We start from the raw sequence: 13443 nt of genomic DNA on the forward strand, positions 1-13443 counted from the left end.
TTGCGCAACGCCGTAACTCGCTATGGCTCGCTACGGCCTACTTTCAAGGGGCGTGACAAGTTGACAACGACACATTTTCATCACCCCAGGCATCGTCCCGCGCGCTGTGGGGTCAGTACGACGCGTTGGGCGATGCCCGCGCGGTTAAACGAACTAATCCGTGTTTTCCGGGACCAGAATTCTTCACGGCGTTAGCTGTACCCGACTGAACCCTGGTGGGCCCAGCTACGAAAGATTTCGCCAAATGCGGGACTTGTTTTAGCGCAGTTTCTGAATGTAGGCCGGAACAATCCGGGCTGCGGGTATAGGATGCAGTTCACTCGCTTGCGATTCGGGATCGTATTTTTACAACTTTAACCAGCTTTCCAGAAACCGTTGCAACATCTGGTTTTGGTTCTTCAGATGCTTCGTCACGCCTTGTCGAATCTGGTCTGCTGTTTGAACGTAGCGTCCAAGAATCCGCGACGGGTTGGCGAATTTTAGATAGTAGTCGATCGTTTTCGCGGTGGCTTCGGGGTGAAATTGAAATCCGATGATTCGGTCATCAATGCTGAACGCTTGATTTGTGCAAGCATCGCTTTGGTAAAGGTGAGTGGCTTCGTTTGGCAATTCAAAAGTGTTTTGGTGCCAATGCAATGCGGTGATCTGCGACGGCAATTCGCTGACCAGCTTTGACTGCCCGGAGTTGTTGACACGATCAACCGCGTGCCATCCAAATTCTGGATCTGTGTTTGGGCCGGTTTTGGCACCCAGGGCCGATGCGATCAATTGTGAACCCAAGCAAATACCGAATACTCGGCGACCGTGCTTGGCGTATTGCCGAATGAGTTCACGTTCTGGTTCGACCCAGGGCGGTGGATTTGGCAAATGCAGCGAGACCGGGCCTCCGAAAGTCATCAACACATCGCTTTCGACTTGAGTCGGAATCTGGTCGCCTCGATCGATTCGAATGAGCTTCGTTTCCACCTGATTCTGGTCCAACACATCGCTCGTGATCCCAGGGCTATCGACGGCCGTGTGTTGAATCACAGTGATTTTCAAGGGAGGGGTTCTCGGCTGGGGATATTGGATAACTGTCGTAATCGCGAAAGTTATCCCGCTTTACGGAATTCATTGACGGATAACTGCTCGGAAAACCGCGTTCTGGTTTGCCGGATTGGGTTGATACCGGTATTTTAACCCGTTGCGGCGTCGCCGTTCTGCCTGACGCCATCACTCTTACTGATAAAGAATCAGTTCATTATGGGCTTACGAAACCCTGCTGACTATCGCTCTGTGCTGTGGGTCGCGATCGCAATTACCTTGGTTGTCATTCAATATAGCGATCCGTCCTGGGTGATCTATTTGTCGCCAATCAGTTGTTACTTTGCGATCGCCATCGGCACAGTGACTCACAACCACAGCCACCGGCAAATGTTCCATTCGCCGCGTGCGAATCAGATTTTCGGGCAGGTGTTAACGTTCTTTTACGGCTACCCACAACTGATGTGGGTGCCGACCCACAACTTGAACCATCACCATTTTGTGAATAAACCAGGGGACGCAACGGCGACTTGGCGATTCACCAACAAGCACAACTTGCTGGTCGCGCTGACGTATCCGTTGGTTTCTGGGTACTTTCAAAGTGGTCCGATTCGCGATTACGTCGAACGGGTAAAATCCAAGAAGCCCGGGCTGTATGGTCGCATCCGTTTGCAATACGCCCTTTGGCTGGGGCTATACATCGGTGCCGGTATTTTGGCGGCTGCGATGTATCACAAGCAGCAAACGGGGCTGGGGATGTACTTGTGGTTCTTTGCGGTAATCTTGCCAGCGATTATGTCCACGACTGTGATCATGTTTTTCAACTTCATCCAGCACGTTCATACTGACGCACATTCCGACCACGACCATTCACGAAATTTTGTCGGGCCAGTTTTTAACTTCTTGTTTTTCAACAACGGCTATCACACAGCTCATCATGAAAACCCGGCAATACACTGGAGCGAGTTGAAGGCGGCACACGAACAGATCGACGAGGACATTAATCCTCAGTTGAACGAAAAGAACTTGGTTTGGTTCATGGTTCGCCAGTACTTGCTGGCCCCGATTTTTCCCAGCTTGGGCACCGTGCAAATTGGGAATGTTCCCAGCGATGTCCCAGCTGGCCCGACGATCAACGATCCCGAATCGTTCAGCGACGATGTTGGGCAAGAATCTGAGTTGGTTGAAGCTAGCTCGTAGCGAGTAGGCTGGAACGAGTGTTACTCGAGTAACACTCGAGTAACACTAAGGGCATCGGATTGCCGGAACTTTGCTTCTCTTTGTTCCGGCCTACAGGGATTCTGAGAATGCTCTTTTGGGTTCAGGACGATCATTCGAAGATCGTTTGAATCTCTTCGGCCCATGCTTCCCAATCGTTGGCGGCTTTTTCAAAGTCAACATTCATCCAGCGCACTGGTTCGCTGGGCAGCACACGCGGCGGAAACTTGCTTTTGCGTGACAGCGGCATTTGGGCACTGTTGCCCATCGCCAAACGGTCTTCGGTTTCTGGGCGGACCAGGAAATCGGCTAGCGTTGCCGCGGCGACCGGATGCTGAGCGTTCTTGATGATCGCGATCGTGTTGGGAATGCGCAGCGTGCCCGGTTGATCGGGTTGTTGATCGGGAAAGACAATCGCGACGTTACGGCCCTGGTCTTTTTCGATGATCGCATCATCCGTGTCGGTCAGGCCCCAGGCGATCGTTCCTGCGGAAACCGACATTGCGACTTGCTTGTTGCCGGACAAGATTTTTGCGTTGGCGGTGATCGCTTTGAGTTGATTGATCGTTTTCTCTTTGCCGTTGATTTCTCGCAGCACTGCAAAATGGGTTGCAGTCGTTCCAAACAATGGCCGAGCCATCGCACATTGGTCTTTCCATTTAGGATCAGTCAGGTCTGACACGCTGGTCGGATAGTCATCCGGATTATCAATCAGCTTTTTGTTGATAATCAGAACTCTGGCTCGCGCGGCGAACCCGCACCAAGTCCCGTCGCTGGCCATCATTCCCGGCGGATGACTGGCACCCACTTGCCACGAATGCTTTTCCAGCAACCCCAGTTTCTGAAGCCGAACGGTGTGCATGATTTCGTTGTTCCAGAATAGGTCGCAACTGGGGCGATCTTGTTCGGCGATAATTAGGTTGACCAGACCGACGGTCTTGGTCGATTCGACATCGAATTTTCCAATTACCGTTGTCTTGTTTTCGGTCGATCGCTCAAACGAACTCAGGATCGGCTGAGCAAATTCTTGGTCGAGCGCCGAGTAAACGACAACGTCGCTTTCGCTGCGTCCGACACATCCAGGCAGACCGATAAGCGACAAAACAACCAAAACCGCCACGCTGCGATTCGAGCACGAGTTGTGGTTAGAATGATGCGATGAAAATGATGCGAACACAGAAAAACTCGATGAAGGAAATGAAAACGGGTTGGCCGGTCTTACGATCGTCTGCTCGGTTGCTGGTTGGTATGAGTTTGCTGACGATGCTGTCGTTTCCCGCGTCAGCCCAACAGAACAGTAAGCTCGAAAACAGCGAACTGGTGCAACGACTGACGCAGCGATCGGGTAAGTACCTACGCCTCACCACCGACTTGCCGGTCAGCAATCAGGCGGAAAGCGAAAAGCTTGATCGTTGGATCAGCTCCTTTGACGCTGCTGCAGCATTGTGGGCGAAATTCTGGAACCTTCCCAGCGGTGCATTGAATGACTGGACCGTCGATGGTTACGTGATGCAGGACATTGATACCTTTAAACGACTCGAATTGATCGATCCACGCGTCCCCGAATTCCCTTTCGCGTACGCGTTAGATGACCAGATTTGGGTGCGAGTCCAGCCCGGCGACTACTACACTCAGCATTTGTTATTGCACGAAGGCGTCCATTCGCTGGTGTATCATTGCTTTGGTGACACCGGCCCGACATGGTTCCGCGAAGGCATTGCCGAATTGCTGGCCACGCATCGCGGCAGCGGCCCCGAATTGCAGATCCGCCAGGTGCCCAGGTCGCGAGAGGCGTCACCGTTCTGGGGGCGATTCAAGCGAATGGACCAGCTTCGTGGTCGTTCAATCGATGGATCGCCGAGCAAGTCACAAGTGCCGCGAATCGAAACGGTTTTGCAGTACGATGCTAATCTTCGTGGCGACGTTGACGTTTACGGTTGGTCGTGGGCGCTGGCGTCGATGTTGGACGCCTACCCCAAGTATCGCGAAACACTTTTACAGGCGGCTCAGCATGGGCATGACACTGACCAGCAATTCAATCGCTGGTTGATGCAGCGTCTGGCGGCTGATTGGCCAGTCATTCAAGCTCGCTGGCGAATGCTTGTCCAAGATTTTGATTATGGATTCGATTGGGATCGCGAGCGGCTGGAAATTTCCAAGGCGGACCCGATGTGGAATGGTGCTCCGATCGAACGAACGGTCGCCGCTGATCGCGGTTGGCAAACGATTGGCGTGCGATTGAATCGCGGCATGGTTCTTGACATCACTGCGGGCGGAACCGTGATCATCGACGACGAACCCAAACCGTGGATCAGTCATCCCGATGGCGTCACCGTGCAGTATCACCAAGGCCGACCACTGGGAAAACTGATTGCACGCATGGTTCCCAACATCGCCCCCGATACCGGCACGTTGCCGCCGATCAAAACGATCGACGTCGGAAAGAAAGCAACGATTCAGGTGGACCAGCCTTGTTGGTTGTTGCTGCGAGTCAACGACGCACCGGGCGCACTGGACGACAACCAATCCGAATACAACATCACGGTCGTTCGATCTAAAAAACCAAAATCCTGATCAATCGTAGGCCGGTAACAAGACGCGACAGCGGCGCGGTTCCGGCAATTGCATGGTTCAGTCGGCGTCTAATGCGCGTTTAATCTCTCGCGCAACGATCGCAAGACGCCGTTCGATGACATTGGTGGTGTCGCTGCAGGCATCGCTAAACGAAATCAGATCGGTTTCGATGATGTCAGCGTTCCACATCACGGGTTGGGCGATCACCGGGTGCGTGATCAACACGCCTGTCGCCATTTGCGTTGCTGACGTGACGCACTTCCATGCTCTTTTTTGATCGTCTCGACCATGGAACACTCTGGCGGCTCGGCACCAACGGTCGGCGGCCAGGTCTTGGCGTCCGGCTGCGGTGTAGGCTTCGGCGGCGAGCTGCAACGCATAAGGAATCTGTCGCAGATTTCCAGCAGCACGCAGCAAGTCGGCTTCCCGGTCAAAATGGTTGCCAGCTTGAAGCGGTTCTTCGCGGGTCAGATGAATGTGCGCGGCAACGTTTTCAACTTCGCTCGCCAAGTCACGCTGGCAAGAGTCCTCGATCGCCTGACGCGCGCACTGCAGATGCGCCGACGCTTGAACGACGTCACCGAAATCGTTGGCGATGCGAGCTTTGGCAAGTTGAATCTGTGCGTTGTAGGCGACGACGCAGTTTTCTTGCTGTTCTTTCTCGATCCGATCATTGCCCGCGCATGGCAGGCAAGTGGCACAGGTGGTGCGATCGCATGGATCGTCATTGCCGCAACATCCACCGTCTTTGGTTTCCACTTCACAGGGTGGGCACGCACATTGTGCCATCGCGATGTGTTCTTGCGCGTCGGACGTGCGACCTTCGCTGCGAGCAATCTTGGATTCCAGCAGCCAGGTGTTTCCGACTGACCGTCCGGCGCGTGTGAGTTCGCATCGCGATTCGATCAACCAATCACGTGCTTCGTCGTTCTTACCGTCGCTGAACAGGCAAGCCGCCAAGTTGAACGCGACGGTGCCAATTTCGGCGGGGTCGTCCAGCGCCCAAGCACGCCTGATCGCTTTGCGATAATTCGTGATTGCCGAATCGACATCGCCCTCGGCAAACTGCTCTTGCCCGTCATCCGCCAGACGTCTCAGTCGCGAATCGTCGCGTGCTTCGGGGACGGGTGGAACGATGGCAGATCGGCAACCAACCGAAGCTAGCAGAAGACACAGCAGGATTGTTGGAGTCCAGGATTTCGCCGCCTCGGCATTTCTGCGGAATCGCCTAAAGGCTAGACTCCAGCGACTTGTTCGCAGTGATTCGCTTTGCATCATCGGCCGATCCCCGCACGAACACCTGATGGGGAAAGCGGTGCGGTCGGTGTGCCGCGTTTGCTGGTTCGCCTCAACAACCAGTGTCCACGCACCTCGTCCACTAAGTCCTGGGTTTCGTTAACCGTGTCGTTGACTCGGGCGGTCGTGCCTGGCAAATCGTCGGCTTCGCGGCGAACGATTCGCACGACTTGGCGAGTTTCTTCGGCCAGCTTTTGAACCGAGTCGGCAGCCTTCTTGATGGTCGAAAGTGCATCGGCGATCTCTTGGTTGGCTTCGTCCGCCGATTGGCCAACCTGCATTGCAGCTTTGCTGACCTGATCGGTACTCCGCTGCACTTCGCTAAGTGTTTTCTTGACGTCCTGTTCAACCAACAATTGGACTTTGTCCGTTAATGCGGCAATCCGTTTTTGCAAATCAGTCGTTGCGGTTCTTACGGCTTCCAGCGTTTCCATCGCATCAGGCCGCAAGGTCTGGTTTGTTTCCTCGAATTCTTTTGACGCTCTTTCAATGCGATTGAAAGCAGGATTCATGCTGCTGGCAATGGTCTTACTAAAATCATTTGCCGCTTGGTCAACACTGGCGACCGCTGGGTCCAGTTTCTGTTGAACTTGAAAAACTGATTCGCTAACCGACGTAACGTCACGAGACATCTGGTCGATGCGATCGGTTTGGTTTTGATACGCATCGATGCGGCTGCCTGGTGGAAGAGGCTTCGGCGGACCGTTGATGTTCTCGCCACGTTGAATGACCAATACCGGCGTACCGATTCCGAATTTTCGGTCGGGCACCAACACTGATGTTTCAAAGATCTGACTTGAATACTCCGAATCAATGGCCAGATTGACCCGAACGCGATCGCTGGAATCGATGTATTGGACACTTTCAATTTCGCCGACCGATTGTCCCAGCATCGTGACTTCGATACCTCGCCGCAGTCCGTCGAGTTCCGACTGATGGATCTCGATCCAAAATCGGTCTTGCTGAACGAAGTAGTTTCCCGCGCGCAGCAACAGGATTGTCAGCACGATGGCGATCAGCAAAACCACCAGCAGGAACGCTCCGACAAGTTGGTTGGCGTAGCGCAATCGATAGGGTTCGTTCACTTCGAATCCCTTTTATGAGGTCGATCAAAAGAACTCTTGCCACCTGCTTGGACTAGCTTGCCGTCTTTGGATTGATAATGTCGCACAATGCCTGAGAATTTTTGCGTCATTTCATAGTCGCTACCCGTGAACCAAATCACAGCGACTTTTTGCAGACGAATTTGGTTAATGCTTTCAACCAACGGAGCGATCATTTCTGGATCGAGTGTTTTCATGGGACGTTCCAGGATCAAAAGCAAAGGGTCACCGATGATTGCTCGCAGCCATTGATATCGCTGCAGCCTGGATGCTTCGACAAACGCGGGACGTTCGCGGCTAAGCGATGGCACGTCAAGCAGTTTGCTCCACTGGTCAATTTGTTGTTGCAGTTTCGCTGCGGGGAACGCGTGGTGCTTTGCACGCAGTGTAACGTTTTCAATGATGTTCAAGTTGTTGATCCAGGCACGACCGTCAAAGACTCGACCGATCCGGCTGCGCATCAGGAATTGCTGTTCAATGTTGGCGATCTTCCAAGGCGTTTGTTGAAAGGAGACTTGACCTTTTATCGGATCTAATAGACCTTGGATTATTGATGAAAAGGCGCGAGGGTTTTGGCGGCGACCCAAGTGGATCATCACCAACTCGCCTTGTTTCACTTTCAAGTTGACATCTCGCAACTTGACTGCTTCGGATGAAGTTTCGCTGCAACTAACGTTCGTCAATTCTAGGACGACGTCTTCGTTCAGCGTTTCTTTGGTGGTGCTCATTTTGTTGGACCTACAGCACCTTAAAGACGAGGAAGCGGCCGTAGATTAGAACCGACAACACGGCTGAAACCGCGAAGACGGCGGTGAGCGCTCGGATACCGCTGCGTGCGGTCACTCGGGGCACATCGCTCATCGTTCCGCGGACACTCATTGCGTCACGGCAACAGATCACGCCAGCGAACGCGCCGGCGATGGTGGTTTTGGGAACAAAGAAAACAAGATCCAGTGAACTGAATTGGCGAATCGCACCTCCCAGGAAATCTGACCACGGTGTTCGGATCACGCCCATGATTTGGCCGATCATGAAACCGGTCACCAGCATCGTGGTTGCGATGATCACTGCCAATCCAAAAACGCTAACCACGAACGCTAGGATTCTTGGCATCACCAAGTAGGTCATCGGGTCAACGCCCTGCGAATCAAGTACTTCGATTTCTCCGCTGACAACCATCGTTGCCAACTCGGTCGAGATCGCAATTCCGCTGCGTCCGATCACGACCAAACAGGCTAACAGCGGCGCGAGTTCTCGTACGATGCCTCGCCAAAGAATGGGTTCGATCAGTTCGTTGGTGACTCCGAGGGCATCGATCCAGAGTGCTGCTTGAACGATAATCAGCACGCCAACGGCGGCTCCGATTCGCAGTGACACCGAGACAGCATCGGCACCGGTAAACAACAATTGCCGAGAGAAAACGGTGCGAACGGATTCGGACCAAGACGCGGGGCGGATCGCCAATTGGAAGGTCGCCACCATGATCGCCAAAATCGAGGAAACTCCCTCGAACCGAGAGATCGCTTGTTCGCCGATGAAGTCAAAGAGCAACGCAAACGCGTGCCTGACCGACTGTGTTCCCCTGACCAGAGCACCCGTCCATCGATTGCGATCGTTGATCTGGTGGGTGCTTGGCATAAGAGAAGACGCTGAACTTCAGGGAACGTTCTTAGGGAAAACTCCAATGGAGCTAGGCCTGTCTTCCTTGCAATCGACACCGCCGGCTTTGATCGTACATTCAAACCAACCGTTCCCAAGCGAACTGCTAGATCTAAGACGAACTAGTGGAGCAATCACCCGGCTTGCCCTGACCGTCAAAGTTTGACATCGGGCCAAAGGAACAGCCAAGAAACGAGTTCTACTGTCACTCCATTACAAAATCGAATGGAAGTAGGCCGGAACAAGCTTAGCGCAGTTCCGGCAATCCAATGCAGTACCATGCAATTGCCGGAACTGCGCTGAGCTTGTTCCGGCCTACACGAACCATTGGAGCAATCGTTTGTCGCTCCCTGACCGTCAAAGTTTGACATCGACTTAGGTTGCCCGGGCGACAACAAAGAATCCACCGCAGATCGGTAATCGCATCGTCAGCCGTTTTCCGTCGATAGAAAGTCGTAAACAGTGCTCGACTTGCCAGCCCGTGCTTTGAAGGTCTCTTTCGATTTCCATTCGGCCAAAGCGGTGCATAAACATTTGATCGAGGCCGCGATACTCGTAGACGGAATCACCAAACTCATGCTCGGACTTGTCGAACGATTTGATGATTGACTTCATCGTGGCCGCGATCCCGCCTTTTTCTCTCAGCGCCGCCCAGCGGTGATGGACATGCAACAAAAAGATGCCGCCGGGGCGAACGATTCGATGAACGTGGGAAAGCATTTGGCGTCGGTGCTTTCGCCCGGCAATCATGCCCATGGTTGAAAACAGGCAAACTGCATGATCAGCCGAATGGTCGGCCAGACAATCTAATTCCACCAAGTTGGCTCGAACGGCGGCGACTTTTCCACCAAGGTCCGCAGCCTTGGCTTTTTCGCTCAGTCGCTGAAGCATGGTTTGGCTTAGATCGACGCCGATGACATCGTATCCGGCTTGGGCAAGCGGAATGGCGGTGCGTCCGGTGCCGCAGCCAAGATCGATCATCGTTTGATCGCCAGGTTTTTCTTGCGGCGGAAAAAAATCACGAAGGATTTGTTGCTCGACGTTCGCCATCGCCACGTCCGCCACAAAGTCGTCGTAATGGTCTGCGATCGCCCCTTGATGGACGTAGTCCCAAGTTCCTGGTGCTACACCGGCAGGTCGGCACCATGACGGTGGCTTTTCCGGCCGGCGAAGCGAAAAGTCAGAGGGTTTCGGGGGCTGGTTCATTGGCGGCATCGATTCCTATAATCCTGTCCCGCGGGATTTTCACCTAGTGGAAATTTCGCAGTCACGGCGGGCCGATCTGTCGCACTATCGTATCGTTTTGTTCAGTGCTGCGAGTCGATATGGCGACCAATCGACCCACCTCCATTCCACGTTTTTCCCCTTAAAACGGAAACAAGAAACATGATTAAAGTCGGTATCAACGGTTTTGGCCGAATCGGTCGTATGGTTTTTCGCGCATCGGTCAGTCGCGATGACATCGAAGTGGTGGGCATCAATGACCTGCTGGACGTCGATTATTTGGCCTACATGCTGAAGTACGATTCCGTCCACGGCCGTTTTCCAGGCGAAGTTTCGGTCGATGGCGATGCATTGGTGGTCAACGGCAAAAAAATCCGCATCACTTCGGAAACTGATCCCAGTAAGTTGGCTTGGGGCGACGTCGGTGCAGACATCGTTGTCGAATCCACCGGTATCTTCCTGACCGCCGAAAGTGCTCAAGGGCACATCGATGCGGGTGCCAAAAAGGTCGTCATGTCGGCACCATCGAAGGACGACACGCCGATGTTCGTGATGGGCGTCAACGACGACAAGTACAACGGCGAAGTCTTTGTATCCAACGCATCTTGCACCACCAACTGCTTGGCACCTCTCGCCAAGGTGCTGCACGACAACTTCGGTATCAAACGTGGTTTGATGACAACCGTTCACGCCGCCACCGCGACACAAAAGACTGTCGATGGACCATCAAAGAAGGATTGGCGTGGTGGTCGCGGAATCTTGGAAAACATTATTCCATCAAGCACCGGTGCGGCCAAGGCAGTCGGCAAGGTCATTCCCGAACTCAACGGCAAGTTGACCGGCATGGCATTCCGCGTTCCAACTTCCGACGTTTCGGTCGTCGACTTGACCGTCGAATTGGAAAAGGATGCGAGCTACGAAGAAATTTGTGCCGCAATGAAAGCAGCTTCGGAAGGCCCGATGAAGGGCGTGATGGGTTACACCGAAGACAAAGTGGTTTCCACGGACTTCGTTGGCGAAACCGACACATCAACCTTCGATGCCGAAGCCGGTATTCAACTTGACGGAACCTTCGTCAAGGTTGTTTCGTGGTACGACAACGAATGGGGCTACAGTTGCAAGGTTCTGGAACTGGTCGCGAAAATCGCGTAACGACGTCCAAACTTGATTCAAACGAAACCCGGTCAGCGATGGCCGGGTTTTTTCGTGGACCAAGGTTTCGGAAGATTGCCCTGCCCGTAGCTGATCCCGCCAGGGTTCAGTTCACCCTGAGCCAATGCAGGACTGAACCCTGGCGGGATCAGCTACGGGAAAACCGGGAAGTTATTTCGCGACAGTTCCTCAGTCGCTGACGTTGCAGAAACCCTTGTTCCAATCACTCTGCTAAGATTTGCGAGCCAAACCAAATCGAAAACAGGTGCGCTTTGAACAAATTTAAGAACGAATCCAGCGATGCAACACACGGCTCGGCAACACACGGATCGGCAGCTTACCTGTGGTTCATCTGCATGGTCGCCGCCTGTGGTGGGTTGTTGTTTGGCTACGACGCTGTGGTTGTCTCTGGCACGAATTCGCAGGTTGAAGCTCAGTTTAACTTTTCGCCGTGGCAGCTTGGCATCTACGTCAGTTGCGTTCTTTGGGCTTGCGCCGTCGGTGCGGCAGCGGGCGGGCCGATTGCTGACAAGTCCGGTCGTCGGACAACGCTGCTGATCGCCGCTGTCTTGATCTTCATTTCGGCGATGTGGAGCAGTTTTGCTGGCGGGCCAGAGGCTTTGATTCTGGCCAGATTGGTTGGCGGTTTGGGGATCGGAATGGCGACGATGGTTTGTCCGCTCTACATTTCGGAAGTCTCGCCAGAGGAACATCGAGGCAAGATGGTGACGCTGTTTCAGTTGACGATCACGATCGGAATCGTGATGTGCGTCTTCGCAAATTGGGGCATCTTTAGTTACGCAGAAGCATCAAAAGAATCCGTCGATACTGCATCCGCCGGCAGCGATTTTCTGCAGTGGTTCGCGGTGGATGAAAATTGGCGAGCGATGTTCTTTGCCGAATCGTTACCCGGAATTCTGTTTCTGGTTTGCGCGTCGTTTGTTCCCGAAAGTCCTCGTTGGTTGGTGAAACGTGGCAACCCAGATCGAGCACTCAAAATCCTCACTCGGATCAACGGTGCTGATCGCGCCGCGGTCATTTTGAACGACATCGAAAGTGCCTTGATTGATGAAAAGAACATTCGCTTTGGCGATCTCTTTACTCGCAAACTGCGAATGCCCCTGATCCTGGCCGTTGCAATTTGCGTTCTTTCGGAAGCTTGTGGTGTGTCGGTGGTGTTTTACTACGGCCCACAAATTCTGGAGGACGCCGGATTCGGGCTTGGCGGATCCTTGGGCGGATTCGGAACGATTGCGATCGTCCATTTTGTCGCCGCAATGTTGGCCTTGGCATTGGTGGATAGCATCGGTCGGCGAAAACTGATTGCCTTTGGTGCGATCGGTTCCATGTTATCGCATGTTTTGATCGGAACGCTTTTTTACAACGGTGTGATGGGCTGGCCGATCGTGTTAGCGATTAACTTGTTCATCGCGTTTTTTGCTTGCTCACTTGGTCCCGTCAAGTTTGTCATCGTTTCAGAAATTTTTCCGAACCGAATTCGCGAACACGCCATCGCGCTGTCAACGTTTTGCATTTGGATTACCAGCGCGGCCGTGAATATGGTCTTCCCCGTGATGCAGGCCAACATGGAAACCGCCACCATCTTTTATCTCTACGCCGGCGAATTGGTCCTGCTGTTATTGGTCATCAAATTTCTGATGCCAGAAACCAAAGGCAGAACGATCGAAGAGATCGAACGATCCTGGTTGAATCACGAGTCAGCATCCGGCTAGTTCGTCGAATTCAAAGCGGTGCATATCGAAGTTTGCAGTCCAGGCTTTAGGAATTGTCCCGAAATAGTTTCCCGGTTTTCCTGTAGCTGGGCCCGCCAGGGTTCAGTCCACCAGAAGCTGCACCCAACGCCGTGCAGGAAAACACGGCTTAGGAACGTACGACTTTTTAGAGTCGCCTTTCGCCCCTTGAAAGTAGGCCGTAGCGAGCCATAGCGAGTTACGGCGTTGCGCACATTGCCGTAACTCGCTTTGGCTCGCTACGGCCTACATGCTGGCGATCAGGGAAATGTGCCGTTGCCATAATGCTTCCCAGCGCTGCAGTTTGTGTTGTCTGCCATGGTGCAGCTTGCACAATTTGCTGCGTTGCAATGATTTTCATCAGGCCAGGCTTTGTCTGGGAACCAGAAAGTAGGCCGTAGCGAGCCATAGCGAGTTACGGCGTTGCGCACATTGCCGTAACT

General features: G+C 53.4%; 12 protein-coding genes. 4 read left to right on the plus strand and 8 right to left on the minus strand.

All coding sequences use genetic code 11. The annotated features are described in order from the left end of the window. Positions 1 to 345 precede the first annotated feature (345 nt). The gene (locus RC85_RS22030; RefSeq protein WP_068266905.1) at positions 346 to 1041 is read right to left on the minus strand and encodes a type 1 glutamine amidotransferase; all 696 of its coding nucleotides are present in this window, start codon (positions 1039 to 1041) and stop codon (positions 346 to 348) included. Between the two features lie 201 nt (positions 1042 to 1242). On the opposite strand from RC85_RS22030, the gene RC85_RS22035 reads away from it, so the two are divergent. Then, positions 1243 to 2223 carry a fatty acid desaturase family protein gene (locus tag RC85_RS22035; RefSeq protein ID WP_084422928.1) on the plus strand — a complete coding sequence of 327 codons (981 nt, stop codon included), beginning with the start codon at positions 1243 to 1245 and terminating at the stop codon, positions 2221 to 2223. 130 nt (positions 2224 to 2353) lie between these two features. Here RC85_RS22035 and RC85_RS22040 read toward each other — a convergent pair whose 3' ends face one another. Continuing rightward, entirely contained in the window at positions 2354 to 3361 is a 1008-nt protein-coding gene (locus RC85_RS22040; protein WP_149752905.1) for an extracellular solute-binding protein, read from the minus strand. A gap of 38 nt (positions 3362 to 3399) precedes the next feature. Here RC85_RS22040 and RC85_RS22045 point away from each other — a divergent pair, with 38 nt between their 5' ends. Continuing rightward, a complete protein-coding gene (locus RC85_RS22045) occupies positions 3400 to 4815 on the plus strand; it encodes a hypothetical protein (RefSeq protein WP_157594002.1) in 1416 nt (471 codons plus the stop codon). Positions 4816 to 4872: 57 nt separating this feature from the next. On the opposite strand, the gene RC85_RS22050 is transcribed toward RC85_RS22045, so the two are convergent. The 5 genes from RC85_RS22050 to RC85_RS22070 form a co-directional block, all read right to left on the minus strand. Continuing rightward, positions 4873 to 6093: a hypothetical protein gene (locus RC85_RS22050; protein ID WP_068266909.1), complete on the minus strand. Its 1221-nt coding sequence runs from the start codon at positions 6091 to 6093 to the stop codon at positions 4873 to 4875. Beyond that, a complete protein-coding gene (locus tag RC85_RS22055) occupies positions 6090 to 7196 on the minus strand; it encodes an MlaD family protein (protein ID WP_068266910.1) in 1107 nt (368 codons plus the stop codon). The genes RC85_RS22050 and RC85_RS22055 overlap by 4 nt, the downstream gene beginning before the upstream one ends. Beyond that, positions 7193 to 7942 carry a P-loop NTPase family protein gene (locus RC85_RS22060; RefSeq protein ID WP_068266911.1) on the minus strand — a complete coding sequence of 250 codons (750 nt, stop codon included), beginning with the start codon at positions 7940 to 7942 and terminating at the stop codon, positions 7193 to 7195. Before RC85_RS22060 ends, RC85_RS22055 begins: the two co-directional genes overlap by 4 nt. A gap of 10 nt (positions 7943 to 7952) precedes the next feature. Further along, complete coding sequence (locus RC85_RS22065; protein ID WP_068266912.1) at positions 7953 to 8852, minus strand: ABC transporter permease; 900 nt, start codon at positions 8850 to 8852, stop codon at positions 7953 to 7955. A 396-nt stretch (positions 8853 to 9248) separates the two neighbouring features. Next, entirely contained in the window at positions 9249 to 10079 is an 831-nt protein-coding gene (locus RC85_RS22070; RefSeq protein ID WP_084422932.1) for a class I SAM-dependent methyltransferase, read from the minus strand. 180 nt (positions 10080 to 10259) lie between these two features. Between RC85_RS22070 and gap the strand changes: the two genes are divergently transcribed. Together gap and RC85_RS22080 are read left to right on the plus strand one after the other, a co-directional pair. Beyond that, complete coding sequence (gene gap / locus RC85_RS22075) at positions 10260 to 11249, plus strand: type I glyceraldehyde-3-phosphate dehydrogenase (protein ID WP_084422929.1); 990 nt, start codon at positions 10260 to 10262, stop codon at positions 11247 to 11249. 254 nt (positions 11250 to 11503) lie between these two features. Next, the gene (locus tag RC85_RS22080) at positions 11504 to 12982 is read left to right on the plus strand and encodes a sugar porter family MFS transporter (RefSeq protein WP_084422930.1); all 1479 of its coding nucleotides are present in this window, start codon (positions 11504 to 11506) and stop codon (positions 12980 to 12982) included. 278 nt (positions 12983 to 13260) lie between these two features. Here the strand turns inward: RC85_RS22080 and RC85_RS28625 are convergent. After that, positions 13261 to 13443: hypothetical protein (locus RC85_RS28625; protein ID WP_238383201.1), on the minus strand; the 183-nt coding region annotated here is incomplete at its 5' end.

It is taken from the genome of Rubripirellula obstinata, from assembly GCF_001642955.1.
In the GTDB taxonomy this organism is placed as follows: domain Bacteria; phylum Planctomycetota; class Planctomycetia; order Pirellulales; family Pirellulaceae; genus Rubripirellula; species Rubripirellula obstinata.

Excerpts from the sequence above, each read along its gene's own strand:
- RC85_RS22050 (WP_068266909.1), bottom strand. The coding sequence starts at position 6,093 with ATGATGCAAAGCGAATCACTGCGAACAAGTCGCTGGAGTCTAGCCTTT.
- RC85_RS22070 (WP_084422932.1), bottom strand. The coding sequence starts at position 10,079 with ATGAACCAGCCCCCGAAACCCTCTGACTTTTCGCTTCGCCGGCCGGAA.
- RC85_RS22045 (WP_157594002.1), top strand. The coding sequence starts at position 3,400 with ATGAAAATGATGCGAACACAGAAAAACTCGATGAAGGAAATGAAAACG.
- RC85_RS22035 (WP_084422928.1), top strand. The coding sequence starts at position 1,243 with ATGGGCTTACGAAACCCTGCTGACTATCGCTCTGTGCTGTGGGTCGCG.
- RC85_RS22065 (WP_068266912.1), bottom strand. The coding sequence starts at position 8,852 with ATGCCAAGCACCCACCAGATCAACGATCGCAATCGATGGACGGGTGCT.
- gap (WP_084422929.1), top strand. The coding sequence starts at position 10,260 with ATGATTAAAGTCGGTATCAACGGTTTTGGCCGAATCGGTCGTATGGTT.
- RC85_RS22060 (WP_068266911.1), bottom strand. The coding sequence starts at position 7,942 with ATGAGCACCACCAAAGAAACGCTGAACGAAGACGTCGTCCTAGAATTG.